Source organism: Streptomyces sp. NPDC050997, from assembly GCF_040660135.1.
GTDB lineage: Bacteria > Actinomycetota > Actinomycetes > Streptomycetales > Streptomycetaceae > Streptomyces.
Window position 1 is genome coordinate 592,160 of sequence record NZ_JBFAGK010000002.1, and the last position, 23,359, is coordinate 615,518.

At 68.7% G+C, this 23,359-nt stretch carries 23 protein-coding genes and 3 pseudogenes; 12 read left to right on the top strand and 14 right to left on the bottom strand.

What is annotated here, in order from left to right:
* Positions 1 to 114: 114 nt before the first annotated feature.
* Positions 115 to 495 (bottom strand): VOC family protein, encoded by a 381-nt coding sequence (locus tag AB0H86_RS05865; protein WP_362433400.1) that lies wholly within the window; start codon positions 493 to 495, stop codon positions 115 to 117.
* Positions 496 to 803: 308 nt separating this feature from the next.
* Here AB0H86_RS05865 and AB0H86_RS05870 point away from each other — a divergent pair, with 308 nt between their 5' ends.
* Together AB0H86_RS05870 and AB0H86_RS05875 are read left to right on the top strand one after the other, a co-directional pair.
* Complete coding sequence (locus AB0H86_RS05870; protein ID WP_362433402.1) at positions 804 to 1,652, top strand: oxidoreductase; 849 nt, start codon at positions 804 to 806, stop codon at positions 1,650 to 1,652.
* Entirely contained in the window at positions 1,652 to 2,266 is a 615-nt protein-coding gene (locus AB0H86_RS05875; protein ID WP_362433404.1) for a TetR/AcrR family transcriptional regulator, read from the top strand. The genes AB0H86_RS05870 and AB0H86_RS05875 overlap by 1 nt, the downstream gene beginning before the upstream one ends.
* 232 nt (positions 2,267 to 2,498) lie before the next feature.
* Here AB0H86_RS05875 and AB0H86_RS05880 read toward each other — a convergent pair.
* Positions 2,499 to 2,963 (bottom strand): annotated as a pseudogene (locus AB0H86_RS05880) (TetR family transcriptional regulator).
* Between the two features lie 15 nt (positions 2,964 to 2,978).
* Between AB0H86_RS05880 and AB0H86_RS05885 the strand changes: the two are divergent.
* A pseudogene (locus AB0H86_RS05885) lies at positions 2,979 to 3,674 on the top strand (zinc-binding dehydrogenase); the annotation flags it as partial.
* 33 nt (positions 3,675 to 3,707) lie between these two features.
* Here the strand turns inward: AB0H86_RS05885 and AB0H86_RS05890 are convergent.
* Both AB0H86_RS05890 and AB0H86_RS05895 read right to left on the bottom strand, forming a co-directional pair.
* Positions 3,708 to 3,914: pseudogene (locus AB0H86_RS05890) on the bottom strand (Tn3 family transposase); the annotation flags it as partial.
* 72 nt (positions 3,915 to 3,986) lie between these two features.
* A complete protein-coding gene (locus tag AB0H86_RS05895; RefSeq protein WP_362433406.1) occupies positions 3,987 to 4,499 on the bottom strand; it encodes a MarR family winged helix-turn-helix transcriptional regulator in 513 nt (170 codons plus the stop codon).
* Positions 4,500 to 4,640: 141 nt separating this feature from the next.
* Between AB0H86_RS05895 and AB0H86_RS05900 the strand changes: the two genes are divergently transcribed.
* On the top strand, positions 4,641 to 5,894 hold the full coding sequence (locus AB0H86_RS05900; protein ID WP_362433409.1) for an amidohydrolase family protein: 1,254 nt from the start codon (positions 4,641 to 4,643) through the stop codon (positions 5,892 to 5,894).
* Positions 5,895 to 6,072: 178 nt separating this feature from the next.
* On the opposite strand, the gene AB0H86_RS05905 is transcribed toward AB0H86_RS05900, so the two are convergent.
* On the bottom strand, positions 6,073 to 6,921 hold the full coding sequence (locus tag AB0H86_RS05905; RefSeq protein WP_362433411.1) for a helix-turn-helix transcriptional regulator: 849 nt from the start codon (positions 6,919 to 6,921) through the stop codon (positions 6,073 to 6,075).
* Positions 6,922 to 7,060: 139 nt separating this feature from the next.
* Here AB0H86_RS05905 and AB0H86_RS05910 point away from each other — a divergent pair, with 139 nt between their 5' ends.
* The 3 genes from AB0H86_RS05910 to AB0H86_RS05920 all read left to right on the top strand — a co-directional run bounded on the left by AB0H86_RS05910 (position 7,061) and on the right by AB0H86_RS05920 (position 9,125).
* A complete protein-coding gene (locus tag AB0H86_RS05910) occupies positions 7,061 to 7,327 on the top strand; it encodes an Atu4866 domain-containing protein (protein ID WP_362433414.1) in 267 nt (88 codons plus the stop codon).
* Positions 7,328 to 7,440: 113 nt separating this feature from the next.
* Entirely contained in the window at positions 7,441 to 8,199 is a 759-nt protein-coding gene (locus AB0H86_RS05915; RefSeq protein ID WP_362433415.1) for a glucose 1-dehydrogenase, read from the top strand.
* Positions 8,200 to 8,348: 149 nt separating this feature from the next.
* The gene (locus AB0H86_RS05920; RefSeq protein WP_362433416.1) at positions 8,349 to 9,125 is read left to right on the top strand and encodes an SDR family oxidoreductase; all 777 of its coding nucleotides are present in this window, start codon (positions 8,349 to 8,351) and stop codon (positions 9,123 to 9,125) included.
* 532 nt (positions 9,126 to 9,657) lie between these two features.
* Here AB0H86_RS05920 and AB0H86_RS05925 read toward each other — a convergent pair.
* Positions 9,658 to 10,386, bottom strand: a complete 729-nt coding sequence (locus tag AB0H86_RS05925) for a TetR/AcrR family transcriptional regulator (protein WP_362433417.1) — start codon at positions 10,384 to 10,386, stop codon at positions 9,658 to 9,660.
* Positions 10,387 to 10,625: 239 nt separating this feature from the next.
* Here AB0H86_RS05925 and AB0H86_RS05930 point away from each other — a divergent pair, with 239 nt between their 5' ends.
* Together AB0H86_RS05930 and AB0H86_RS05935 are read left to right on the top strand one after the other, a co-directional pair.
* Positions 10,626 to 11,213 carry a flavodoxin family protein gene (locus AB0H86_RS05930; RefSeq protein ID WP_362433418.1) on the top strand — a complete coding sequence of 196 codons (588 nt, stop codon included), beginning with the start codon at positions 10,626 to 10,628 and terminating at the stop codon, positions 11,211 to 11,213.
* Between the two features lie 41 nt (positions 11,214 to 11,254).
* Positions 11,255 to 12,244: an aldo/keto reductase gene (locus AB0H86_RS05935; RefSeq protein ID WP_362433419.1), complete on the top strand. Its 990-nt coding sequence runs from the start codon at positions 11,255 to 11,257 to the stop codon at positions 12,242 to 12,244.
* Positions 12,245 to 12,333: 89 nt separating this feature from the next.
* Here the strand turns inward: AB0H86_RS05935 and AB0H86_RS05940 are convergent, their stop codons facing one another.
* From AB0H86_RS05940 to AB0H86_RS05965, 6 genes are all read right to left on the bottom strand, one after another.
* On the bottom strand, positions 12,334 to 12,711 hold the full coding sequence (locus tag AB0H86_RS05940) for a hypothetical protein (RefSeq protein WP_362433420.1): 378 nt from the start codon (positions 12,709 to 12,711) through the stop codon (positions 12,334 to 12,336).
* A 277-nt stretch (positions 12,712 to 12,988) separates the two neighbouring features.
* Positions 12,989 to 14,728: an RICIN domain-containing protein gene (locus AB0H86_RS05945; protein ID WP_362433422.1), complete on the bottom strand. Its 1,740-nt coding sequence runs from the start codon at positions 14,726 to 14,728 to the stop codon at positions 12,989 to 12,991.
* A gap of 55 nt (positions 14,729 to 14,783) precedes the next feature.
* The gene (locus AB0H86_RS05950) at positions 14,784 to 15,545 is read right to left on the bottom strand and encodes a carbohydrate ABC transporter permease (protein WP_362433709.1); all 762 of its coding nucleotides are present in this window, start codon (positions 15,543 to 15,545) and stop codon (positions 14,784 to 14,786) included.
* A 44-nt stretch (positions 15,546 to 15,589) separates the two neighbouring features.
* On the bottom strand, positions 15,590 to 16,558 hold the full coding sequence (locus AB0H86_RS05955; RefSeq protein ID WP_362433423.1) for a sugar ABC transporter permease: 969 nt from the start codon (positions 16,556 to 16,558) through the stop codon (positions 15,590 to 15,592).
* Between the two features lie 10 nt (positions 16,559 to 16,568).
* Positions 16,569 to 17,813 (bottom strand): extracellular solute-binding protein, encoded by a 1,245-nt coding sequence (locus AB0H86_RS05960; RefSeq protein ID WP_362433424.1) that lies wholly within the window; start codon positions 17,811 to 17,813, stop codon positions 16,569 to 16,571.
* Positions 17,814 to 17,846: 33 nt separating this feature from the next.
* Positions 17,847 to 19,781 carry a beta-L-arabinofuranosidase domain-containing protein gene (locus tag AB0H86_RS05965; RefSeq protein ID WP_362433427.1) on the bottom strand — a complete coding sequence of 645 codons (1,935 nt, stop codon included), beginning with the start codon at positions 19,779 to 19,781 and terminating at the stop codon, positions 17,847 to 17,849.
* A gap of 213 nt (positions 19,782 to 19,994) precedes the next feature.
* Here AB0H86_RS05965 and AB0H86_RS05970 point away from each other — a divergent pair, with 213 nt between their 5' ends.
* Positions 19,995 to 21,035, top strand: a complete 1,041-nt coding sequence (locus AB0H86_RS05970) for a LacI family DNA-binding transcriptional regulator (protein WP_362433430.1) — start codon at positions 19,995 to 19,997, stop codon at positions 21,033 to 21,035.
* 3 nt (positions 21,036 to 21,038) lie between these two features.
* On the opposite strand, the gene AB0H86_RS05975 is transcribed toward AB0H86_RS05970, so the two are convergent.
* Positions 21,039 to 21,638 (bottom strand): Uma2 family endonuclease, encoded by a 600-nt coding sequence (locus tag AB0H86_RS05975; protein ID WP_362433711.1) that lies wholly within the window; start codon positions 21,636 to 21,638, stop codon positions 21,039 to 21,041.
* Between the two features lie 201 nt (positions 21,639 to 21,839).
* Here AB0H86_RS05975 and AB0H86_RS05980 point away from each other — a divergent pair, with 201 nt between their 5' ends.
* Entirely contained in the window at positions 21,840 to 22,187 is a 348-nt protein-coding gene (locus AB0H86_RS05980; protein WP_362433433.1) for a hypothetical protein, read from the top strand.
* Between the two features lie 173 nt (positions 22,188 to 22,360).
* Positions 22,361 to 22,654: a hypothetical protein gene (locus AB0H86_RS05985; protein WP_362433435.1), complete on the top strand. Its 294-nt coding sequence runs from the start codon at positions 22,361 to 22,363 to the stop codon at positions 22,652 to 22,654.
* A gap of 3 nt (positions 22,655 to 22,657) precedes the next feature.
* Here the strand turns inward: AB0H86_RS05985 and AB0H86_RS05990 are convergent, their stop codons facing one another.
* Entirely contained in the window at positions 22,658 to 23,308 is a 651-nt protein-coding gene (locus AB0H86_RS05990) for a hypothetical protein (protein WP_362433437.1), read from the bottom strand.
* Between the last annotated feature and the right edge of the window lie 51 nt (positions 23,309 to 23,359).

A 23,359-nucleotide genomic window follows, 5' to 3' on the forward strand; every position in this document is an offset into this window, starting at 1 on the left:
CGGGCCGATGTCTTGAACATCGGCCCGCCGTCCGTCACGTACCAGCCCACCTCGGTGTCTTCGGCGCCAACTCGTCCGACCGGTCCCTGGGGGAGGGGTGCCGAGCCGGCCGGGTCAGCCGTTGTAGGGCGCGGTGACGTCCAGGACCCAGGTGACGCCGAAGCGGTCGGTGAGCATGCCGTACAAGGGCGACCACTGTGCGGCCTCCAAGGGGCGGACCACCGTCGAGCCGTCCGACAGCTTCTCCCACAGGGCGCTGATCTCGTCCGCGTCGTCGCCGCGCACGGAGACGAAGAAGGGGTTCTCGCCCCGGTCCCAGGGCAGCTGGGAGGGCACGTCGTAGGCCATGACGTGGAAGCCGTTGTCCCCGACCACCTCGCCCCACATCACCCAGTCCGCCTCGTTCTCGTTCCGAAGGTCGCCGGCGTCCTTGTAGGTGACGGCGACCGTGCGTCCGCAGAAGACGGACTGGTGGAAGTCCAGCGCCTGACGCATCGTCGACCCCGCTACATGGCGGTGCCTCCGAGACGGCGGCGAAGTCTGATCCTGCTCGCCGTGATGCGCCGCCTGCACATCGTGTGCTCCCGGCTGAAGAGGTGAGGGTGGGCCCTCCCGGAGAAAGCGGGAGGGCCCTCGTGCACGCCTCCGACCTCTGCTCTCACCCTGGGGGGATCGTTATGGGGTGGTTGGCGGAGCCGTAAGGCGTCACCAGAATCTGCATGACGATGATAAAAATCGACGTCGTGTAGAATTTGAGATGAGGGAGCAACCAGGCTCCTTCCGAGTCCCAGCTTGGAGGAACAGTGCAGGAACAGAAGTGGCTCATCACCGGCGTCAGCACGGGCCTCGGACGTGCCTTCGCCCAAGCGGCCCTGGCCGCCGGGCACACCGTCGTCGGCACGGTCCGCTCGGAGAAGGACCTGCGGGCCTTCGAAGAGCTCGAACCCGGGCACGCTCACGGCCGCATCCTGGACGTGACGGACGGCGACGCCGTCTCGAATGTGATCACAGAGGTAGAGCAGAGCGTCGGAGCTTTGGATGTCGTCATCGCCAACGCCGGCTACGGCCTGGAGGGCACCTTCGAGGAGACGCCGCTGGCCGAGGTGCGGCAGCAATTCGAGGTCAACGTACTCGGGGCAGTGGCCACCCTGCAGGCAGCACTGCCCCACATGCGCCGGCGTCGCCGCGGACACCTGATGGCCGTCACCTCCATGGGCGGGCTCATGGCCGTGCCCGGCATGTCTGCCTACTGCGGCAGCAAGTTCGCCCTGGAGGGAATCCTGGAGGCGCTGGGCAAGGAGGTCGCGCAGTTCGGAATCCATGTGACGGCGATCGAGCCCGGCTCCTTCCGCACCGACTGGGCCGGACGGTCCATGGCACGTGCCGCGCGGACCGTCGACGACTACGACGAGTTGTTCACCCCCATCCGCGAAGCGCGGCAGAAGGCCAGCGGGAACCAGCTGGGCAATCCGGCCAAGGCGGGGGAAGCGGTCGTACACATCACGACGGTCGAGCAGCCGCCGGCCCACCTCGTCCTGGGCTCGGACGCGCTGCGGCTGGTCACCGCCGCGCGCACGGCCGTGGACGAGGACATCCGCGCGTGGGAGACACTCTCGCGTACGACCGACTTCGCCGAGGGTGCTCAGCTCTGATGCCCGGCCAACATTCCGCGCGCAGCCGTCGCACCACCGAGCGCAAGGGGGATGTCCGGGAGCGGGCCATTCTGGACACCTGCGAAGCTCTGCTGACGCGGAAGGGCTACGACGCCATGACCGTCGGCGACATCGCCCAGGGCGCCGGCATCACACGCGGCGCCCTGTACTTCTACTTCGGCTCCAAGCAAGAAGTGGTCACGGCACTCGTGGCCCGGACCGTCGAGCATCTGTGGGAACGGTCCCGGGTCACCGCGCAGACGGACGAGCCGCGTCAGGCCATCGCGGCGGCCATGCAGCGCACGGTCGAGCTGTGGAATGAGCACGGCCTGGTCATGCGCACGGCGATCGACCTGTCCCTGACCGTGCCGGAGATCGGCGAGCTGTGGAGCCGTACAGCCGACTTGTTCATCACAGCCATCACCGCTGTCCTGGAACGAGCCGGCATTCAGGCCGGCACCGAACCGGAACAAGCGTCGGCGATGGCACGCGCCCTGTGCTGGATGATCGAGCGGACCTTCTACCACGCCTCGCAGGAGTCCCGCGAGAATTTACAAAAGGCATCCTCGACCTGCGAACACATCTGGCTGATCAGCGCCGGCCTGACCGTCTGATAGATCTGGCATGGACGGTGGAGCATAAGAACCGGACGTCGCGATTTCGGCCAAAGCTCCTGCGGCAGCGGGCCACCACCGCCTCCGCGAGCCGGTCCCGGTTCAGCTCCACCCCGCACAGCTCGACCGTCAGCTGTGCCGCAAAGGCCGAGACTGGCACGGCCGACTGGCCGTCGCCCCGCAGCGGGACGATGTGCGCGGGGACGAACAACAGCACCTTGTCGAAAACGCTCTACTGGCGGGGCGATGTGCTGGCTTGAACCAGGACTCGTGCCAGGTCAGTGCTCTCCGGAAGGCTGTCGAGCGAGAGGGGCTGCGTAGCGACAGCGCCCTCGTGCAGCACGAGGAGTTGGGTGGCGAGGGTGGCCGGGCGCGAGCAGCCCGCCGTGGCGGCGAGTTCCTTGAACAGGTTCAGCAGCCAGAGCTTCTGGTTCGCGGCGATGCGGTATGCAGGATGTGAGGGGTCCGGGAGTTCGGCCAGTGCGTTGATGAAGGCGCATCCGCGGTGTTGGTCTCGCTCCAGGTCCGCAGTGCCTCGAAGGGTGCGGTGACGGCCTTGGCGGGAGTGTCGCTGGTCTTTCGAACCGAACTGGTTGTACAGGGTTCGCTTGGTTACACCTGAGTGCTCAGCAATCAGATCCACGCCGACCGCTGCGATTCCGCGGTTGCAGAACAACTCGTCGGCGGCCGCCACGATGCGGCGGCCGGCTGGCCGGTGGGCCTGATGGGGAGCGAACGCGACGGCGGATACGCCGAGTACGTGACAGCGCCGGTGAAGCGTGTGCACGACGTGACGGAATCTCCGCTCACGGACGACCAGCTCGCGACGTTGCCGACCGCCTACGGCACGGCACTGGGCATGGTCGAGCGAGGTCGGCTAAGGAAGGGAGAGACCGCCCTGGTCTCGGGAGCGTCCGGCGGCGTCGGCCTCGCGCTGGTGCAGATCGCCCGCGCGCGCGGCGCAAGGGTGATCGCCATCAGTAGTGGACCCAAGATCGACGCGGTGCGCGAGGCGGGCGCGCATGAAGTCATCGACCGCGCAGGAGGCATCGCCGAGCCAATCCGCGCCGCTGCCCCGGAGGGCATCGACGTCGCACTCGACGTCGTGGCCGGCGAGCTGGTGAGTGAGGGGCTGCCGCTGCTGCGCGAAGGGGGTCGGTGGGTCATCGCCGGCGCACTCGGTGGATACGGCGTGACCTTTGATGTGCGCCGTCTCTACCTGCACAACGCCCAGGTCATCGGTTCCGCGATGCACACGCCCACGCACTTCGACCTCCTCATGGAGCTGGCTCGTCGGGCAGAGATCCAGCCCGTCATCGCCGCGACCTTCTCACTGGACCAGGCCGCTCAGGCGCAGGATGAACTCTCTCGCAGGGGGCATGTGGGAAAGATCGTCATGCACCCCTGAGTTCCAAGTTCCATCCGACTCACGGGCGGAGCCAGTCTTGGCGATCCGCCCGTAGGGGGCGATCGCGTCGCCCAGCGGGGTCGGCCGGCCGTCCCAGGACAGCATCCGGATCACGTCGTAGGCCCGCACGGCCCCGGTATGGATGGAGCCGGTGATCCGCAGAATGTCCTCCCAGTGGCGCTCGATGCGGGCCAGGTCGACCCGGCCGCGAGCCGCGCCCCGGAACGCGCCGTAGTCCGCCGACCGGAGCCGGGGCCGATGGGGGTAGCGGCCTGCTGACGCGGGCACAGCAGGCCCGGTCGCACGGTGGCCTTACGTGACGGGCGGTAGCGGGGGTCTGTTGACGCCGCCCGGTGCGGGCAACTGGGCGGTGGAGTCCGCGTACTTGAGGAGGAGGCGTGCGAATTCGAGTCGCTCGGCTTCGGGCCAGTCACGGGTGATGTATTCGAATGCCTGCCGCTGCTGGTGGCGGAATTGGTTGAGGAGGGCGGTGCCTTCTTCGGTGAGGTGGAGCACGGTGCGGCGGCCGTCCTGCTGCGAGGCCGCGCGGACCAGGTAGCCGTGGGAGATGCAGTCGCTCACCATGCGGCTGGCCACCGACGGGTCCACCAGGAGGTGGTCGGCAAGCCCGCCGACCGTCATCTCCGTGTCCGCCCCGGTTGCCTCGTCGACGATGTTGAGGACCAGGTTGCGCTTGAGGTCCTTGGGTCCTACAGGGGGGTCGACGGGGGCCTGCATGGTGCGCCGCCTCAGCCGGGCGAAGGCCGTGCCGACGGCATCCAGGAGGGCCTGGCCCTGCGGCATGGAGGCGTCCGTGTTGGTCACCCGCGCAGTGTATCGCATACATCTGCATGTTGCAGATACGTGCAAAGGTGCATGGATTTGCCAGTTGCATTAATGTGGCTGTCGCGGTGGGGAGAACTCGGCATCAGCGGAGCGACGAGCCTGCCCGGAGAAGAGAGAGTCATGATCACAGCCATCATCAACGGCCGTGTGTTCGACGGTGAGCACGTGCTGGAGGACACCACCGTCGTGCTGAACGGCACGCGGATCGCTGCGGTCGGAGGTGAACCGCCCGCTGGGGCGGGCATCGTCGACGCCAGGGGCGGAACACTGCTGCCCGGTCTGTTCGACGCCCATGTTCACACCTCCGAAGAGGCACTCGCACTGGCGCTGCGGTTCGGGATCACCACCGAACTGGAGATGCAGGGCATGAATACCAGGACCAGCCGCGCGCACATCACGGAGAATGATTCCCTCGCCGATGTCCGCTCCGCGGGGTTCGGCATCACTCCTCCGGGGGGCCACCCCAGCGAACTCATGCCCGAAGACTTCAACCCGGGAGGCCACAGCGAACCAGACGACCGGGACGATCGGCATGGTCCGCGTGAGATGCCCCTGATGCCGTTCTCCACCACGCCGGAAGAAGCGGTCGCTTTCGTCCCCCGGCTCGTCGAGGCGGGCTCGGACTACATCAAGTTCATGGTCGACGACGGCAGTGTCGAGGGCCACCCCGGTCTGCCTATGCTCGACCAGGCGACCCTGACCGCCGGTGTCGCCGAGGCGCACCGGCACGGGATGCTCACCATCGCCCACACCCTGACCGTCGACGCGACACGGATGGCGATCGAGGCCGGCATCGACGGCTTCGCCCACCTGTTCATGGACCAGCCGCACACCGACGAGATCATCGAACTCATCGCCGCCTCCGGCGCGTTCGTCGTCCCCTGCATCGTCCTGAACGCCTCCATGATGGGCATCACCGGCTCGTCCCTCACCGAGGACCCCCGCGTCGGTTCACGCCTGAACGAGGCGTGGACGAACACTTTGAACAGCAGCTACGACCGCTACCCGCAAGGCAAGCTGGCGGACGTCCTGGCCTCGGTCAAAGCCCTGCACCACGCCGGCGTCGACCTGATGGCGGGCACCGACGCGGCCCCCATGCCACTGCCGTTCCTGGGCGGTGTGGTCCACGGCGCCAGCGTCCACCAGGAGCTCCAGTACCTCGTCCATGCCGGCCTCACCCCGATCGAGGCCCTGCGCGCGGCGACCCTCACTCCGGCACGTCGCTTCGGCTTGGAGGACCGTGGCCGCATCGCCGAGGGCTTGCGGGCCGACCTGCTGCTCGTGGACGGCGACCCCACCACCACGATCAGCGACACCCTCAACCTGCGTGACGTGTGGCGCCGCGGCACCCGCACCACACTCTCGGCCTCATAGAAACCCGTTCCCAGCGAACGACCGCTGCCCGCCACGTCCTCCGTGGCGGGCAGCCACCTTGCTCTGCGGCAGGGACCGCCGGGCGGCGGAGTGTTTCACGAGTGACCACCCATGAAACACGCGGAGGCGAAATCGACCGGGCACTATTGCCGACCGATCTCCATGTTCCGTCGGCTGATCAGCGGTGGGACCGAGGGGCGGGCCGGCGGCGGGTGGCGTGGATGGAACCGAGCAGATTGAGGGACTGGGCACTGGGGCTGCCTGGTTCGGCGTGGTAGATGACGAGCTGCTGGCCGGGGGCGTCGCGTACGTCGAAAGCCTGGTAGGTGAGGGTGAGGGGGCCGACGTCCGGGTGGAGGAAGTGTTTGGCGTCCTGGGTCTTGCCACGCACGGTGTGGGCGTTCCAGAGACGGTTGAAGTCCGCGTTGTCCTCGGTGAGGGTGCGGACGAGTTCGCGCAGCCGTGGGTTGTCCGGGTCGAATCCGGTTGCCTCGCGGAGGTTGGCGACGGTGGCCTGTGCTGCCCGGTCCCAGTCCATGTAGAAGTTGCGGCCTGCGGGGTCGAGGAAGGTCATGCGGGCCAAGTTGTCCGCCGGATCGAACGGGGCGTAGAGCGCATCGGCCAGGGCGTTGGCGGCGAGGAGGTCCAGGGTCCGGTTCATGAGGAACGCTGGAGTGTTCGGGTAGCCGTCCATCAGCTGTCGCAGCGCTGGGCTCACCTGCTCGGTGGCATGGGCGGAGGGCCGGTCGTTCGGCGTGGCCCCGGCCAGCCTGTACAAGTGCACGCGGGCCTCCGTGTCGAGGTGCAGTGCGCGGCTGAGTGCGTCGATCACCTGGGGTGAGGGGTTGCGCTCGCGGCCTTGTTCCAGGCGGGTGTAGTAGTCGGTGTTGACTCCGGCCAGGACGGCGACCTCCTCGCGGCGCAGTCCGGCGACTCTGCGGGGCCCGTAACTCGCCATGCCGACGGCCTCCGGCCGCAGGTCGGCGCGGCGTGCGCGCAGGAAGTCTCCCAGGTGGTTGTCGTCCATGTGCTCAGGCTAGGTGAGGGCTCGGTGTGCTGCCTGGGTGTGCCATGCCCAGGTAGCACGCGTCCTGGTTGATGGCCGGTGGCCTGCCCAGACTCGGTGGAGCGGGAAGGACCACATCGTGCGAGGAGAGGAGTCCGCCATGGCCGGGACCGTTGTGGGCGACCAGGTCGACGTGGTCGGGGTGTGGGTGACCGCGGATGGTCACATCCGGCAGGAGCTGCTGCCGGACGGCCGGTACGACGAAGCCCGCGGCGAGCGGGCCAGCGCGTACACCGGCCGGTACACGGTGGCCGACAACCACCTGGACTACGTCGACGACACCGGCTTTACCGCCACGGGCGACATCCGGGACGGAGTGCTCCATCACGAGCACCTCGTGCTCTTCCGGGAGCAGAAGCAGTCGTAGAGAAGGCCGGGCCCGTGACCGCCCTGGTACCGGGGTGCGACTCCGCCGTCGGCGGACCAGGAAGTCCCGACACAACAGTCAGTCGACATCAACGAGAATCAAGGACCACATCCATGACAGGACAACGACTTGACGGCAAGGTCGCGCTGATCACAGGCGCGACTGGCGGCCTCGGCACAGCGACCGCCGAGCTCTTCGCCGGCGAAGGCGCCCGACTGGTGATCACCGATGTCGCCGAAGGCCCCCTGCGGGAGCTGTCCCACCGGATCGAGGCACGCGGTGCGGAGGTCGTCGCTGCCCGCCTCGATGTCTCCTCCGCGCGGGAGTGGGACGAAGTGATCACCGTCGTACGCGACCGGTTCGGAACGCTGGACGTGCTCGTGAACGTCGCCGGCATCCTGGACTGGCCAGGTATCGAGGACACACGGGAAGAGGCGTGGGACCGCGTCATTGACGTGAACCAGAAAGGCACATGGCTCGGCATGAAGGCGGCGATGCCGCTCCTGCGTGCGAGCGGCAACGCGTCGGTGATCAACACGTCGTCAGTACTCGGCCTGGTGGGAAGCGGTGCGGCTGCGGCCTACCAGGCGTCCAAGGGGGCCGTGCGCCTGTTGAGCAAGACCGCCGCGGTCGAGTACGCCCGGCAGGGAGTACGGATCAACTCGGTGCATCCTGGCGTGATCGCCACGCCGATGATCCAGGACCTCCTGGACGACCAAGGCGACCAGCAGCCGGACATCCAACGCACCCCCATGCGCCGAGCCGGCCGCGCCGACGAAGTCGCCCCCGCGATCCTTTTCCTGGCCTGCGACGACTCCTCGTTCGTCACCGGCGCGGAGCTGGTGGTCGACGGCGGGCTCACCGCGCACTGAACAAGCCAGCCGTACGACGTCCACGTGGGCCTGCCGTGAATGCGTCAACGGCGCGGCCCACCCGGTCGGCGCACCGCACCACTGCACAGCACCTCAGGTGTCCTGCACCGGCGCCTGCACTCACACTCACGTTCTCCAGGGACCGCACCATGACACCTGCAACCGCATCCGCCGCACCATCCGAATCCGCCGAGTTCGCTGGGAAAATCGCCCTCGTCACTGGAGCCGCGCGAGGAGTGGGCCGGGAGACCGTGGCACTCCTCCACGCCCGCGGCGCCCGGGTCGTCGCCCTCGACCTCCGCCCCGACGTCACGAACCTGGCGGAGGAGTTTCCCGGTGTCATCACGACAAACGGTGACATCACCCAGGAGGAGACCGCCCACCGCGCGGTGGCCAGGGCGCTGGACGCCTTCGGCGGGCTGGACATCCTCGTGAACAATGCCGGGCGCACCCAGAACAAGCCCGTCACCGAAACCACGGCCGAGGACTGGGACACCGTGATGGCGGTCAACGCCCGCGGCTCTTTCTTCTGCGCCCGCGAGGCATTCCGGGCCATGAAGAGCCGCGCCGGCGGCGCCATCGTGAGCACCGGCTCGTACGCCTCCACCGTCGCCCTGCCCGAAGGCGTCGCCTACAGTGCGTCGAAGGGCGCTCTGGCCCAACTGACCAAGGTGCTCGCCGTCGAGGGCGGCCCGCTGGGCATCCGCGCCAACCTCGTGGCCGCGGGCGTCATCGAGACGGACTTCCTCGACACGATCCGCCCCGACAGCCGCGCCTACCTGGCGTCCTTCGCCGCCGCGCAGCCACTGGGACGTGTGGCGCAGCCTGAGGAGATCGCCGAGGTCCTGTGCTTCCTCGTCTCGCCCCGCTCCAGTTTCGTCACGGGAGCCGTGGTCGCCGCTGACGGCGGTTTCACCGCGATCTGACGACGCATCAGGCAGCACTGATCTGGCGACCACGGCCCGCAGGCCCTGCGCGGCAGTAGCGCAGGCCACGCGCCGCCGGGCGGCCTTCCGAACTCGGTTCAGTCACCCGCTGGCTTTCAGGCCCGGCAGCTCGCGGCCCGCCCGCCTCGCCCGGGCCGCCCAGTCGGTGAGGTGTTGTGTCAGCGGTCGAGCGCGTTCTGTAACTGCTTCTTGGTCATCGGGAGGGCCTCTTCGCCGACCATGGACAGCGAAGAGCCGGCAAGGCCGCCTCCCCACCCGTCCGGACCGGTGATCCGTGACGTTCTGTAGCGGACGGAGAGGCAGGTGGCCCACCGGCGGGTGCGGCCATGATCAGGGCCATCACTGAGTCAGTATTTTTGAACTCTGGCCGTGAGATACGTACGGCTGATCTGGCTCGTGGTGACTGGCGGCCAGTTGCTGGAGGACTTCGCAGCCGTCCCCTGCGACTGAACGCCCACCGGGCGGTCGGCGTAACTGACTGCGCTCACCCTCTGCGGAACGCGTGGCCGGTTCAGCCTGCCAGCTGCTGCAGCCATTCGCGCAGCAGAGCCGTCTCCGTGTCTCGCAGAGGTATCCCGGTGCCCGCAGCCGGGGGCCCGGTGGTGAGCGCGGTTTGAAGTGCGGCGTCGAGGGCGAGTGCGCGCGAGGCCAGGTCCGACCCGGATGAGGCGGGCGGGTCCGTGGTGATCGAGGCGATGACGGTGTCCCGCAGCCGTGCCGAAGTGGTCAAGTCCCGCTCCGAGGGCCCTTCGCCGATCAGCGCCAGCGTGGCACCCGTTGTCGCCGCGTGGATGACGCGGGTCGCCTGCTCCACCGGAACCCGAAGGCGTCCGGCGTCGGCCGCCCGGGCCAGCAGTCTCACCAGCAGGGCGTGCGCCTCGTCCGCGGCCGGGGGCCGCCGCCCGGGCTGCACAGTGCCGTACATGAGCATGTAGAACGCGGGGTGCTGCACTCCGAAGTCGACGTGCAGGTCCCAGCCGCGGTAGAGGTCTGCCACCGGGTCGTCGGGGGTCAGCGCCAGTGCCTCGCGTTTCTCGGCCAGGTACATCTCGAACCCGTAGGCGGCCAGCTCGGCCAGGAGTCCGTCCTTGTCGTCGAACATCCGGTACAGCGCGGGGGCCGTGATGCCCGCGGCTGCGGCGACGGCGCGCGTGGAGACCGCCTCGCTGCCGCCTTCCTCCAAGAGCTTGGCGGCCACCTGCAGTACATGGCGCCGCGCGGCGCGTCGTCCCTCGTTCATGGAACAACGATATCCCAATTTGCGTACCACCGCCCTACCGGTGCTACCGTTTTTAGCGGAACGTCGATCCATGCTGATAGGCCGGCGCCGTCCGGGACACCCGGACATGCGCCACACCCTGGCCCGGGCCGCCGGTCCCCGAAGCGTGGAGCAGTGCGGCCGGCCGCCGCAGCAGGCAGCCCGTCGTCCGCCGGCACCACCACCGAACACGCCGCCATCGCGGCAGGAGAGGAACACCCGTGTCCGACATCTCGATCGTCATCGCGTCGCATTCCGGCTACGGCCACACCGCGCAGATCGCCACGGCCGTCGCGGACGGCGCACGCTCCATCGCCGGGGCGCAGGTCCACCCCGTGGACGTCGCCTCCCTCAGCGACGCCGACTGGGAACTGATGGACGCCGCGGACGCCATCATCTTCGGAACCCCCACCTACATGGGCACCGCGTCGGGGGCGTTCCATGCCTTCGCCGAGGCCAGCAGCAAGCGGTGGATGACCCGCGCCTGGAGCGACAAGCTCGCGGCGGGATTCACCAACTCCGGCTCCATGAGCGGCGACAAGCTGCACACCCTGCAGTACCTCTCGCTCCTGGCGGCCCAGCACGGAATGCTCTGGGTGAGCCTGAACCTCCTGCCGGGCTGGAACACCACCACCTCCAGCCCCCAGGACGACAACCGCCTCGGCTTCTACCTCGGCGCCGCCGCACAAAGCTTCAACGACACCCCCGCGGTCCACGACGCAGACCTGAACACCGCCCGCCACCTCGGCCGACGCGTCGCCGAGCACACCCGCATCCACCGCGCCGGACTGACCGCCGCAACGCACTGACACAACGGTCCGCCAAAAATCACCTTTCACAGGAGTGCACCATGCAGAACCGGACACTGGGAAGCCAGGGCCTTGAGGTCTCGGCGATCGGCTACGGCGCGATGGGCCTGACGATGGCCTACGGACCCACCGACGAGGCGGCCGGCGTCGCCGCCCTGCGCCGCGCGCACGACCTGGGCGTCACCTTCTTCGACACCGCCGAGATGTACGGCTGGGGCACCGGATCCAACGAGATCCTGGTCGGCACGGCGGTCAGGGACTTCCGCGACGACGTGGTCCTGGCCACCAAGTTCGGTGTCGACATGTCCGTGCCTCCCGAGCAGATCGGCGGCGCTCTCAACAGCCGGCCCGACAACATCCGCAAGGTCGCCGACAACAGCCTGCGCTACCTCGGCGTGGATCACATCGACGTCTTCTACCAGCACCGCGTCGACCCCGAGGTGCCCATCGAGGAGGTCGCGGGCACCGTCAAGGAGCTGATCGACGCGGGCAAGGTGAAGTACTTCGGCCTCAGCGAGGCCGGACCCGAGACGATCCGCAAGGCGCACGCCGTGCAGCCGGTCTCCGTCCTGCAGACCGAGTACTCCCTGTTCGAACGGGACGTCGAGCAGCTCTTCCCCACCCTGGACGACCTCGGTATCGGCTTCGTCGCCTACTCCCCCCTCGGCCGCGGGTTCATCACCGGCACCGCCAAGCCCGCCGACCAGTACGAAGCCACCGACATACGCAACGTCGACCCGCGCTGGCAGCCGGGCAACTTCGAGAAGAACGTCGAAGCCGTCGACCGGCTCGCCGAGCTCGCGGCGGCCAAGGGTGCCACCGTCTCCCAACTCGCCCTGGCCTGGCTCCTGACCCGGGGCGAGCACATCGTGCCCATCCCCGGCACCCGCAGCCCGAAGCGCATCGAGGAAAACACCGGCGCCGCCGACCTCACCCTCACCCAGGCCGACCTCAAGGCCATCGACGAGATCCTGCCCCACGGCGGCTTCGGCGCCCGCTACGCCGACGGGCACGTGCCCACCTGGATCTGATGATCCACCCCGGGACAGACGCCACTCAGGTCGGCTCAGGTCGGCTCCGGTGAGATCAGCACCATGCCATTCCAGCCAGTGGAATCCGCTCAGCTGGGCTGACCACAGCTCCGGACGGTACCGGAGGGCGTGGTCAGATACGGGCTGTAGATCCACGAGTGGTCGGTGTAATACCACAAATTGCCCGATGAATTGGTGTACTTGCATTCGATCTTGACGTAAGTACCGAAGGCGAGGTGGTCGCCCACGGCGCACACCGCGGCCGGCCCGGAGTGAGTCGCCGCCTTGTCCTTGGTGACCATGACGGAGGCGCCACGCGGACCGTCAGGGAACCAGAGACACACGTCGGCCGCAGCGGCATCTTCCCTGGTGGGGGCGGCACTCGCCGGTGTGGTGACGACGGCCGACAGGCCCGCACCGAGTACAGCGGTGGCCGCGAGGACGGACGTGGTGAACTTGCGGATCATTGTCTCTCCCGTGAAGTCGGGTATCGGTTTTCCGACGCGGACGAATCCGCCCGGACTTCTTCGCGCATTTCCCGGGCGGAGCCTTCACAGTGCCGGGGCGGCCTTCGGGAAACCTTGGGGAAACCTTGAATCCGCTGGTGAGAGCCGGTGCGTGGGGAGGCGTGCGGGGGCGGTGTCGCGTGGGGGACTTCCGGTAGGGGCCGGCTGCCTACCCCACACCGCATGAGGACGCCCCCGGCCGACATCCGGGGGCGTCCTCGTACCTGGTGATCCGGTGTCAGCGTGAGGTCAGCCTCCACAGGTGATCCGCGGTGCCGTTGTCGGCCCACTGCAGGACCTGGGCGCCGGAGGACGTGCTCATCTGGTCGACGCCGAGCAGGCGGCCGCTGTTGTAGTTGGCGATCTTGTAGTAGCCGTCGCGGGCCGGGATGACCTGCCAGAGGTGGTCGGCGGTGCCGTTGTCACCCCAGATCAGGGCGGTGCCGCCGTCCGCGGTGCTCATGGTGTTGATGCCGAGCACCAGACCGCTCTTCTGGTTGACGATCTTGTACAGGCCCGAACCGGCCGCCGCCAGCGTCCAGTTCTGGTCCGTTCCGGTGGTGGACGTGGCCTGGACGACCGAGGTGCCCTGAGCGGTGCCCGCGCCGAGGGTGCCCAGGGCGAGGGAGCTGTTCTTGTTGGTGACCTGGTAGCGCCCGGCCAGCGAGGTGTTGGTGCCGCTCGGGGTGACGACCAGGTGGTAGCCGTCGGAGGCGTTCATCGTCACCGGCACGGTGATGGAGCCGCCCGACACGGTGTAGTCGGCGTCGGAGATGGTGATCGGGCCGGGGGAGGCGGTCGTACGGCCGGTGTGCGGGCTGTACTCCAGCTTCACGTGCACCGTGCCGCCGAAGGCCGACAGGGACGACAGCCCGTTGACCGTCACCGCGCAGGAGCCGGTGCAGCCGCCGGCGATGACGCTGATCTGGTTGCCGCCGCCGTTGAGGGAGGCGAGACCGTCGATGCCGGTCTGGGCGGGAGGCGTGGTGACCAGCATGTTCCCGGACATGTCGCCGTACCACTTGTACGTCCAGTAGGACCCGTTGGGCGATCCGCCGGTGTCGGTCAGGGTGTCGCCGAGGGTGCCGTAGTGGTTCCAGAAGGCCAGCTCGGCATCGCGCACGCCGGTCCGCTCGAACTTCGCCGCGTAGCCGATGAGGGCGCCGGAGTTGCCCATCTCGTCGGGCGTGCCGTACTCCTCGATGGAGATGGGCCGCGGGCTGATGCCGAGGCTCGACTCCAGCGCGCGGTACGCCGAGACGTGCGCGGCGATGTCCTTGCTGCCCTGGAGCTCGTGCCAGGCGATGACCTCGGGGACGGTGCCGCTCGCCTTCGCGTCGGTGAGGAACGAGCTCATCCAGGACTGGTTCCAGGCCGAGTAGCTCGGGCCCTGGATCGGCGTCTTGGTGTCCTTCGTACGAACCTGCTTGAACGTGCGCGCCCACCCCGCGTTGAAGGCACCGGCGTTGGCGGTGTCCCAGGTCCAGTCGGGCTCGTTCCACAGCTCGTACGCGGAGATGTTGGTGGCGCCGGAGGACTGCACGGAGGCGACCTGCTTGTCGACCGCCGAAAGCCAGTCGCTCCAACTCACCCATTTGTACGGGAAGTTCGGGTACCAGTCCGGCATCCGTACGACCACCTTGGCGCCGGCCCGGGCTGCCTTCGGCGCGACGACGAGCGCGTCACCGGCGGGGGAGGGCTCACCGTTGGGCAGCTGGGAGCCGCCCGGGGCCATCTGCACGAACGTGTGCGGCTTGAGTGCGTTGACCACGCTGTCGGCCGGCCTGCTGTTGTCGGCGAGGCCGTAGAGGCTGCCCGTGCCGACGTGGGTGACCGAGCGCAGGGTCTGGTTGGCGTTGACCACCAGGGTGGTGGCGGAGGTGGGCACCGCCTCGGCCGGGGCTGAGGTGGCGAGGGCGGCGGTGGCGGCCAGGGCGGCGACGCCCAGGACGGCGGTCGACATTCTTGTGCGGCTCATGACAGGGAGTTCTCCTCAAGGGAGGGAAACAAGGGAGGGAAACAGGGAAGGGTCTTCAGTCCTTCACCGCGCCCGCGGTCACACCCGCGGCCACGTAGCGCTGTGCGAGGACCAGCAGGACAGTCGCGGGGACGGAGGCGACGACGGCGGTGGCCATGATCGCGTTCCACTCCTGGTTGTTGTTGCCGATGTACTTGTAGATGCCGAGGGTGATCGGCCTCAGGTCGCCGCCGCCGTCGAGGGTGTTGGCGAAGACGAAGTCGGACCAGGCCCACAGGAAGCTGAAGAGCGAGACGGTGACGAGCGCGTTGCGGCTCACCGGCAGCACGACCGACCAGAAGGTGCGGAAGGTGCCCGCGCCGTCGATGCGGGAGGCGGCGATCAGCTCACCGGGGATGCCCGACATGAACGCCGTGAAGATCATCACGCCGAACGGCACGGCGATCGTGGAGTCGGCGATGATCAGGCCCCACCAGGAGTTCAGCAGGCCCAGGTCGAGGAAGATCCCGTAGAAGCCCATCGCCATGACGATCCCGGGGATCATCTGGGCGATCAGCAGCACCAGGCCGAGGGCACCGCCGCCGAGCGGGCGCAGTTTCGCCAGGGAGTAGCCGGCCGGGGCGGCGAGGAGCAGGGTGAGCGCGACAGTGCCGAGGCCGATGAGCAGGCTGGTGCCGAGGTAGGGCAACTGGTCGTCGAGGACGGCCCGGTAGCCCTCGAAGGTCGGATGCAGCGGCAGCAGGTCGGGCGGGTTCTTGCGCATGTCCTGCTGCGGGGTGAGGGACACGTTGAGCATCCAGTACACCGGGAACAGCATCAGCGCGGTGAGGAGAAGACCGATGACGGTGTAGCGGCGCGACTTCACGCTTCCTGCCTCCTCTGGACGCGGATGTACAGCAGGCCGAAGACGAGGGCGATGAGGATGAGGAGGTTGCCGACCGCGGCGCCCGGACCGAACTTGGGCAGCAGCGTGCCGAACCCGAGCTGGTACGACCAGGTCGCCAGCGTGGAGGAGGCGTCACCCGGTCCGCCCTTGGTCATGATCCAGATCAGGTCGAACACCTTGAGGGTGTAGACCAGCCCGAGCAGCAGCGTGATCGCCGACACCGGCCGCAGCAGCGGGAAGGTGATCCGGCGGAACACCTGCCAGGCGCTCGCCCCGTCCAGGGCCGCCGCCTCGTACAGCTCCGGCGGGATGTTCTGCAGCCCGCTGTGGAGGATGACCAGGTTGAACGGGACGCCGATCCAGATGTTGGCGACGATCACCGAGGTCAGCGCCCAGTCCGGCGAGGTGAGCCAGCCGACGGGATCCACCCCGAAGAAGTGCAGGAAGTAGTTCAGCACCCCCGACTCGCTGTTGAACATCCACGACCACGTCGACGCCGACACGATCAGCGGCAGCAGCCACGGGATGAGGAACAGGGCCCGCAGGGTGGGGGCGAGCCGGAAGTGCCGGTTGAAGAAGACCGCGAGGGCGAGCCCGATGACGTACTGGAAGGCGATCGACACGAAGGTGAAGACCATCGTGTGGCGCAGCGCCGGACGGAACGTCGGGTCGTCGAGGACCTTCTGGAAGTTGTCCCAGCCGGAGAAGGGCGCGTCCCCCGCCACGAACGACCGCACGGTGTAGTCGCGCAGGCTCAGGTCGAGGTTGCGGTAGAGGGGATAGAGGTAGAAGGCGGCGAGGTAGGCGATCAGCGGGGCGACGAAGGCGAGCGCGGTCAGTCGGCTCCGGCGTCGCTGCCTGCGGTGCGGCAGGGCGGGCGCGGAGCCGGACGCCTTCGCCACGGCCGACGCCGGCCGCGGCCGGTCGACGCGGGCGATGGTCATGGTGTCGGCCTCAGTTCTTCCGCGCGCTCGCCTGCGCGGTGTCCATCGCGGCCTGGGGGCTCTTGCTGCCGGAGAGGGCCGCCTGGACGGCGGTCCACATCGGCTGGGAGATGGTCGGGTACTTCGTGCCCAGACCACCGCTGGTACGGCCACGGGCCGCGGCCACCGCGTCCACCCACGGCTTGAGCTTCGCGTTCTGCTTCACCTGCTCGGCCTGCACCGCCGCCGTCGGCGCCACGTACGCCAGCGTCGTGTCCGTCGGCAGCAGGTTGGCGTCACTGGTCAGACACATGACGATCTTCTTGCTGACGTCGTAGCGCGCGGTGTCCTTCTGCACGGGCACGGTGACGAACTCGCCGCCCGTCGGCACCGGCGCCGAACCACCGCTCTGCCCGGGCACGTTGATGATGCCGTAGTCGAAACCGGCCTTCTCGGCGTTGCCGAGCTGCCAGGTGCCGTTCTCGCCGAACGCGTAGTCGCCGGTGGCGAACTCCTGCCAGCTGGTGGTCTGCGTGTTCTGCAGAACGTCCTTGGGGGCCAGCCCCTCGTCCACCCAGCCCTTCCACAGCGACAGCGCGGCCACGCCCTTCGCGGAGTCCAGCTCGGTGAGGTCACCGCCCGCGCCCCAGAACCAGGGCAGGAACTGGAAGCTGCCCTCCTCCGTGTTGATCGCGGAGAAGGTGATGCCCTTCTTCCCGGCCGCCTTGACCTTCTTCAGCGCCGCCGTGAGGGAGTTCCAGTCCTTGATCGAGGCAGGGTCGACGCCCGCGGCGGACAGGACCTTCTTGTTGTAGTAGAGGGCGAGCGTGTTGGCGCCGATCGGCACCCCGTACGCGGCGTCGTCGATCGTGCCCGCGCCGATGATGTTCTTCTGGATCGACTTCGTGTCGAGGCCGAGGTCGCTCGTCCTGTTGAGGATCCCCGCCTCCACCAGCGTCGAGACGACCGGGTTGTCGACGAGCATCACATCGGGCGCGTTGCCCTGCTGGGCGGCCAGCAGCGCCTTGTTGCCCAGGTCGGTGGTGTCGTACGCGGTGCGCTTGACGGTCACCCCGGCCTTCGTCCCGCATCCGGCGACGAGCTTGCCCCACGGGGAGGACGCGTCGAACTGCGGGTACGGGTCCCAGAACGTGTACGTCCCTGCGGACGCGTCGGTCGAGCCCGAGGAGTCGGACCCGCCTCCGCAGGCGGTGACGGAGGTGAGCGCGCCGACGACGGTGAGCGCGGCGAGGAGTGTGCGGCGGGTGGATATCACTGGGCTGACCTCGATGTTCGTAGGGCGAGGGTGTCAGGAGGTGGGCAGCCAGACGCGCATACTGCCGTCTTCGCGGTTGGCCCAGGCGTAGTAGGGGACGGCGGTCAACTCGACGGGCTCGCCGCCTTGTCGCGGAGAGCTGTCGGCCGGCCCGTACGGCCACCAGCCCGGGTCCGGGATGTCGCGCCGCCGGCCGGCGGCCACGACGGTGATCACGCCGCCGAGCAGGTCGGGCCGGTGCTTCACGGCGAGCGGACGCGTGGTGTCGATGACGATGTCGTCCAGGCCGCCACCCGGGTGGTCGACCTGCTCCAGGCAGTACACGAGCGGCCCGCGCTCGATCGCCACGCAGCCGCGTACGGCGTCCACGCGCGGGTCGGCGGCGGTCAGGCGCGGCTCCAGCGCGAGCTCCAGAACGACCCGGTCGCCGGGCGCCCAGGTCCGCTCGAGGCGCAGCCAGCCGTCGTCCACGGGACCGTCGTACGACTCCTCCCCGCACCGCACCCGCACCTCGCGGCACCACTGCGGGACGCGCAGGGAGAGTGTCCAGGGCCGGTCGGCCGGGGTCTCCTCGACGGTGAAAGCGATCGAGCCGTGCCAGGGGTAGTCGGTCTCGCAGCGGACGGCGATGCCTTCGGCGGTGTAGCGCCCGCTGACGTACTGGTGGATCTGCAGACCCCCGTCGTCGCCGCTGGCCAGGTAGTGCTCCAGGGAGGCCAGCAGCCGCATGACGTTGGGCGGGCAGCAGGCGCAGCGGAACCAGCGGGTGCGGCGGGCCGACTGGTCGCCACCGGGGTCGGTGTGCCCGTCGCGGACCTGGAGCGGGTTGACGTACAGCCAGCGCTCGCCGTCCAGCGACACCCCGGCCAGAAAGCCGTTGTACAAGGTGCGTTCGATCAGGTCGGAGTAGCGGGCCTCGCCGGTGAGCAGGGCCATGCGCCAGCTCCACTGGATCGAGGCGATGGCGGCACAGGTCTCGCAGTACGCACGCTCGTTGGGCAGCTCGTACGGGTCCCCGAAGTCCTCCTCGTCGTGATGGGCACCGAGCCCGCCGGTGATGTGGGTCTTGGTGGTGGTCATGGCGTGCCACAACCGCTCGACGGCGGTGCGGAGTTCGGCATCGCCGGCCTCGGTGGCGAGATCGGCGGCCGCCGCCAGCAGATACAACTGCCGTACGGCGTGCCCCTCGACGTCGGTCGCCTCGCGCACCGGCACGCGGTCCTGGCAGTAGGCCTCGCCGCCGAGCAGGCCGTGGCCGTGCCGGTCGACGAAGTAGGCGGCGAGATCGAGGTAGCGGCGCTCACCGGTCTCCCGGTACAGCTCGACCAGGGCGGTCTCGACCTCCGGGTGGCCGTCGATGCCGTCGATGGGCTTGCCGCTGCCGGGGAGACCGAGGACGGAGTCGACCTGGTCGGCGAACCTCCGTGCCACATCGAGGAGTTCGGGCCGCCCGGTGGCCCGGTGGTGTGCGACGGCGGCCTGGATGAGATGCCCCGCGCAGTACAACTCGTGACCCCAGCGCAGGTCCTGGTACCGCTCGCCGCCCTTGACCAGCTGGAACCAGGTGTTGAGATAACCGTCGGGCTGCTGGGCGCCGGCGACGAGGCCGATGATCCGGTCGACGTGGGCTTCCAGATCGCCGTCGTCCCCCTGCGCGAGCTGCCAGGCCGCGGCCTCCAACCACTTGTAGACGTCCGTGTCGACGAAGGGGTACGCGCCCTGGAACTCACCCTCGCCGATGCCCGCGGCAAGCCGCAGGTTGTGCAAGTTGCCCGCGGACTCCAGCAGTTCGGGCCCCTGCGGGATGGAGGTGCGCGCGTTCACTTCGCGCCGGGTGAGCCAGAAGCCCGCGTCGAGACCGACGACGGCGGGACGCAGCACGGCACGGGCGTCCGGGCCGAGACGGACCGGGCCGGCGGAGCCGGCGGAACCGGCGGGAGCGGGTGGGGAGGAGCTGGTGCGGGACATGGTCCTCCGAGTGAGGGAGCGTGAGGAAGGAGCGTGGTTGAGCAACCGTTTTCCTGAGCGGAAAGTAGAGGGCAGCGAGGAATTCGGGTCAAGAGCTGCGGCAGGAGTTTTTTCAACTTGCCCAAGGAGTGGCACTCGGCTGCGGCTCCTGTCACGATGGTGTGCACCGTTGCCGCCGTCGACGCTGCCGTCGTACAGAAAAAAGGTTTGCTCGTGATCCCTGCCGCAGGTGCTCCAGGCTCTCCCCTCACCGGCCGGGCCAGGCTCTCCGACGTCGCCGCGCTCGCGGGCGTCAGCGTGGGCACGGCCTCGAAGGCGCTGAGCGGCGCCGGCCGGATGCGCCCGGAAACCCGGCAGCGGGTACTGGACGCGGTGGCCACCCTCGGCTTCCGCCCCAACCAGCACGCCCAGAGCCTGCACACCGGCCGCAGCTGGACCGTCGGCCTGATGACCACCGACGGCATAGGCCGCTTCAGCACCCCGGTCCTCCTCGGCGCCGAGGACGCGCTCGGCGCCGGCAAGATCTCGGTCCTGCTGTGCGACACCCGCGGCGACGCCATCCGCGAACAGCACCACCTGCGCAACCTCATGGACCGCCGGGTGGACGGCATCATCGTCACCGGCCGCCGCACGGACGCGCGCCCGCCCCTGACCGGCATCACGGGCCTGGAGTCGATCCCCGTGGTCTACGCGCTGTCCCCGTCGACGAACCCCGCCGACACCTCGGTCGTCTCCGACGACAAGGGCGGCGCCCAACTGGCCGTCGACCACCTCCTGTCCACCGGCCGCACCCGCGTCGCCCACGTCACCGGCCCCGAACACCACGCAGCTGCCCGCGACCGCGCCCACCATGCCGTGGGTCACCTGGAGGCGGCCGGCCTCGGCCTGTCCACCGGCCGCGTCCACTTCGGCGAGTGGAGCGAGGCCTGGGGCCGCCGCGCCACCGACGCGGTCCTGCGCACCGCCCCCGACACCGACGCGTTCTTCTGCGGCAACGACCAGATAGCCCGCGGGGTCGCGGACGCGCTGCGGGAACGGGGCGTGGGGGTCCCGGGCGAGATCGCCGTCGTCGGCTACGACAACTGGGACACCATGGCCCTGGCGAGCCGGCCTCCGCTCACCACGATCGACATGAGCCTCGCGGAGATCGGGCGGATCGCGGCGCTGCGGTTGCTGGAGGCGATAGACGAGGCGAACGCGACGCCGGGGGGGCGGACGGTGCCTTGTCGGTTGGTGGTGCGGGAGTCGACGTGAGGGTCAGGTCCCGGGTGGGGCTTGGAAACCGGTGGTGTCGAGGGGGCAGCTGAACGGGGCGGGGATGTCGATCTTCTCGCCGAAGGGCATGCTGCAGCGGGCTCGATACCCCTGGGCTGCCGGTTCCCAGAGCACGGTGGCCTTCTGCTCCTGCATGTCGAGGATCAGGTAGACGGGGACACCGGCCCTGGCGTACATCTCGACCTTGTCGGTCAGGTCGTTGTCGCGGGTGGCGGAGGACGTCAGCTCGGCGACGAAGGAGAGGGCCTCGCCGTCCAGGCGGTTGCTTGCTGTCTCCAGTGTCTGCTCGTGTGCTGCGTGGATGTCCGGCCCGTAGGCTCGCTCAACCCCAGGAAAGACGAAAAGGTTCGGAGTCTGGCTGATGAAGTGGTCTTCAGGGAGGTGTGCCTGCAATTGCCGGCACACCAGATTCATCACCCGGATGTAGTACCCCTTCGGCCACGGCGACATGACGATGCTTTTCTTGATGATCTCGGCCTTGTAGCCGTCCAGCACGTCCAGCCTGTCGAGGTCGTTCAGCAGGTCCTCGAAGCTGGGGGGTTCGGTGCTGTTGATCGTCGGTCGCTCAGCCATCAACGTCATGATGCGCCCCTTCCACCCGAAGCCGGGCTGAGCCACACAGAGTAGTTGATCGCTTACTCGCGGAGTGGGCCCTTTGGGCATTCCCCTTTTCTGACGGCCTCTTGTCCCAGGCCACCCTGACAAGTCTCAGGTTCACGCGCCGCTCCGGGTGCCCTTCACTGAGGTCAGCAACGCGAACCAACAACCTCACGGGGGCACACAGTGAACCGTAGGAAGAGCATCCTCACCGCCGGCCTGGCCACCACGGTCTCGGCGCTGGCATTGACCGTCGGTGCCGTGGCCGTTCCGGCTCAGGCCGCGTCGGCCGGCGTCCAGGGAACCGTCGACTGTGAGGGCTGGGTGCACAACAACAACCCGGACCACGGCATCGCAGGCTGCCAGAACAACACCGATCACAACGTCACCTTCCGCGCCGAGGTCGTCTGCGGCTGGGCCCCCGACGTCTCCGGGCAGTGGGTGACGCTGTCGCCGGGCCAGTACAGCGAGTCCTCCGGCGTCTGCGCGATCTACAGCACGGGCGTCGGCAGCGTGGGCTGGACCATCAAGTAACCGCGGATCATCCCGCGAACTTCGCCCGGTGGACCTCGGCCCACCGGGCGAACGCCCGCCCCGGCCGCCCCAGCACCTTCCGCTCCCGCCGTAGCAGCCAAGGAGAAAAGCCACATACAGGCATATCCTTGGACAGTGCATCAGCGTATGGCGACCAGAAGAAGGTGAGTGTGATGCGCGTACTGCTCAAGGCATCGATGGACACGGAGAAGGCGAACGAGGCCATCCGGAACGGCAGCCTGGGCAAACTGATCCAGGAGTCGGTGGAGCAGATCAAGCCCGAGGCGGCCTACTTCACCGCCGACCACGGCAAGCGCACCGCGTTCCTCGTCTTCGACATGCAGGACAGCTCCCAGATGCCGGTGCTCAGTGAACCCTTCTTCCTCAACCTCGGCGCCGAGATCAGCTACACCCCGGTGATGAACCTCGACGACGTGCAGAAGGGCCTCTCCCAGCTGGGGCACTGACCCTCAGCTGAAGATGATCATCGACCCCTGTGCCAGGCTCCGCGTCGCCGCCGCGTGCAGCCCGAGCCAGACGTGGCGCTCACGGGCGAAGGGGCTGGGGTCGTAGGGAGCCGGTACGGCGGGCTCCTCCAGCTCCGTGGGGGCGAGGGGCGGTTCGGGGGGCGCCGGCGGGTTGGCGGGGTCGATGCCGATGGTCGGAGCCACGAGCTCCAGCTCCCGCAGCAGGGTCTGGGCGGAGCCCAACGGGCCGCCGGCCGCGAGGAGTTCGTCGTTGGCGAGGGGGTGCGGGAAGTCGACGGGGACGTACGCGCCCGCGTGGTCGTAGTGCCAGACCAGGTGCGACTGCTGGGCCGTCGTCTCGAACATCTCCAGCAACTGCTCGTAGTCGCCGCCCAGTTCGTCCACCGGAGTCACCGGCAGCCCGCAGACCTGGAGCAGATAGGCGCGGCGCAGGAAGTGCAGGGCGTCGTAGTCGAACCCGGCCACCGGGGCGACGTCGCCGGACAGGCCCGGCATGTACTGGTACACCGGCACCGGCGGCAGCCCGGCCTCGGCGAGCACCTTGTTGTATTGCGCGAGTTCCTCGGCGAACGGGTTGTCCGGGGTGTGGCACAACACGTCGACGAGCGGCACCAGCCACAGGTCACAGGCCAAAAGACAGCTCCTCTGTTACTCGCGTCGGTTACTCGCGGCGCACGGTGGTGG

Excerpts from the sequence above, each read along its gene's own strand:
- AB0H86_RS05865 (WP_362433400.1), bottom strand. The coding sequence starts at position 495 with ATGCGTCAGGCGCTGGACTTCCACCAGTCCGTCTTCTGCGGACGCACG.
- AB0H86_RS05965 (WP_362433427.1), bottom strand. The coding sequence starts at position 19,781 with ATGTCCCGCACCAGCTCCTCCCCACCCGCTCCCGCCGGTTCCGCCGGC.
- AB0H86_RS05975 (WP_362433711.1), bottom strand. The coding sequence starts at position 21,638 with ATGACGTTGATGGCTGAGCGACCGACGATCAACAGCACCGAACCCCCC.
- AB0H86_RS05915 (WP_362433415.1), top strand. The coding sequence starts at position 7,441 with ATGACAGGACAACGACTTGACGGCAAGGTCGCGCTGATCACAGGCGCG.
- AB0H86_RS05935 (WP_362433419.1), top strand. The coding sequence starts at position 11,255 with ATGCAGAACCGGACACTGGGAAGCCAGGGCCTTGAGGTCTCGGCGATC.
- AB0H86_RS05955 (WP_362433423.1), bottom strand. The coding sequence starts at position 16,558 with ATGACCATCGCCCGCGTCGACCGGCCGCGGCCGGCGTCGGCCGTGGCG.
- AB0H86_RS05945 (WP_362433422.1), bottom strand. The coding sequence starts at position 14,728 with ATGAGCCGCACAAGAATGTCGACCGCCGTCCTGGGCGTCGCCGCCCTG.
- AB0H86_RS05950 (WP_362433709.1), bottom strand. The coding sequence starts at position 15,545 with ATGCTGTTCCCGGTGTACTGGATGCTCAACGTGTCCCTCACCCCGCAG.
- AB0H86_RS05920 (WP_362433416.1), top strand. The coding sequence starts at position 8,349 with ATGACACCTGCAACCGCATCCGCCGCACCATCCGAATCCGCCGAGTTC.
- AB0H86_RS05940 (WP_362433420.1), bottom strand. The coding sequence starts at position 12,711 with ATGATCCGCAAGTTCACCACGTCCGTCCTCGCGGCCACCGCTGTACTC.
- AB0H86_RS05985 (WP_362433435.1), top strand. The coding sequence starts at position 22,361 with ATGCGCGTACTGCTCAAGGCATCGATGGACACGGAGAAGGCGAACGAG.
- AB0H86_RS05925 (WP_362433417.1), bottom strand. The coding sequence starts at position 10,386 with ATGAACGAGGGACGACGCGCCGCGCGGCGCCATGTACTGCAGGTGGCC.
- AB0H86_RS05875 (WP_362433404.1), top strand. The coding sequence starts at position 1,652 with ATGCCCGGCCAACATTCCGCGCGCAGCCGTCGCACCACCGAGCGCAAG.
- AB0H86_RS05900 (WP_362433409.1), top strand. The coding sequence starts at position 4,641 with ATGATCACAGCCATCATCAACGGCCGTGTGTTCGACGGTGAGCACGTG.
- AB0H86_RS05910 (WP_362433414.1), top strand. The coding sequence starts at position 7,061 with ATGGCCGGGACCGTTGTGGGCGACCAGGTCGACGTGGTCGGGGTGTGG.
- AB0H86_RS05905 (WP_362433411.1), bottom strand. The coding sequence starts at position 6,921 with ATGGACGACAACCACCTGGGAGACTTCCTGCGCGCACGCCGCGCCGAC.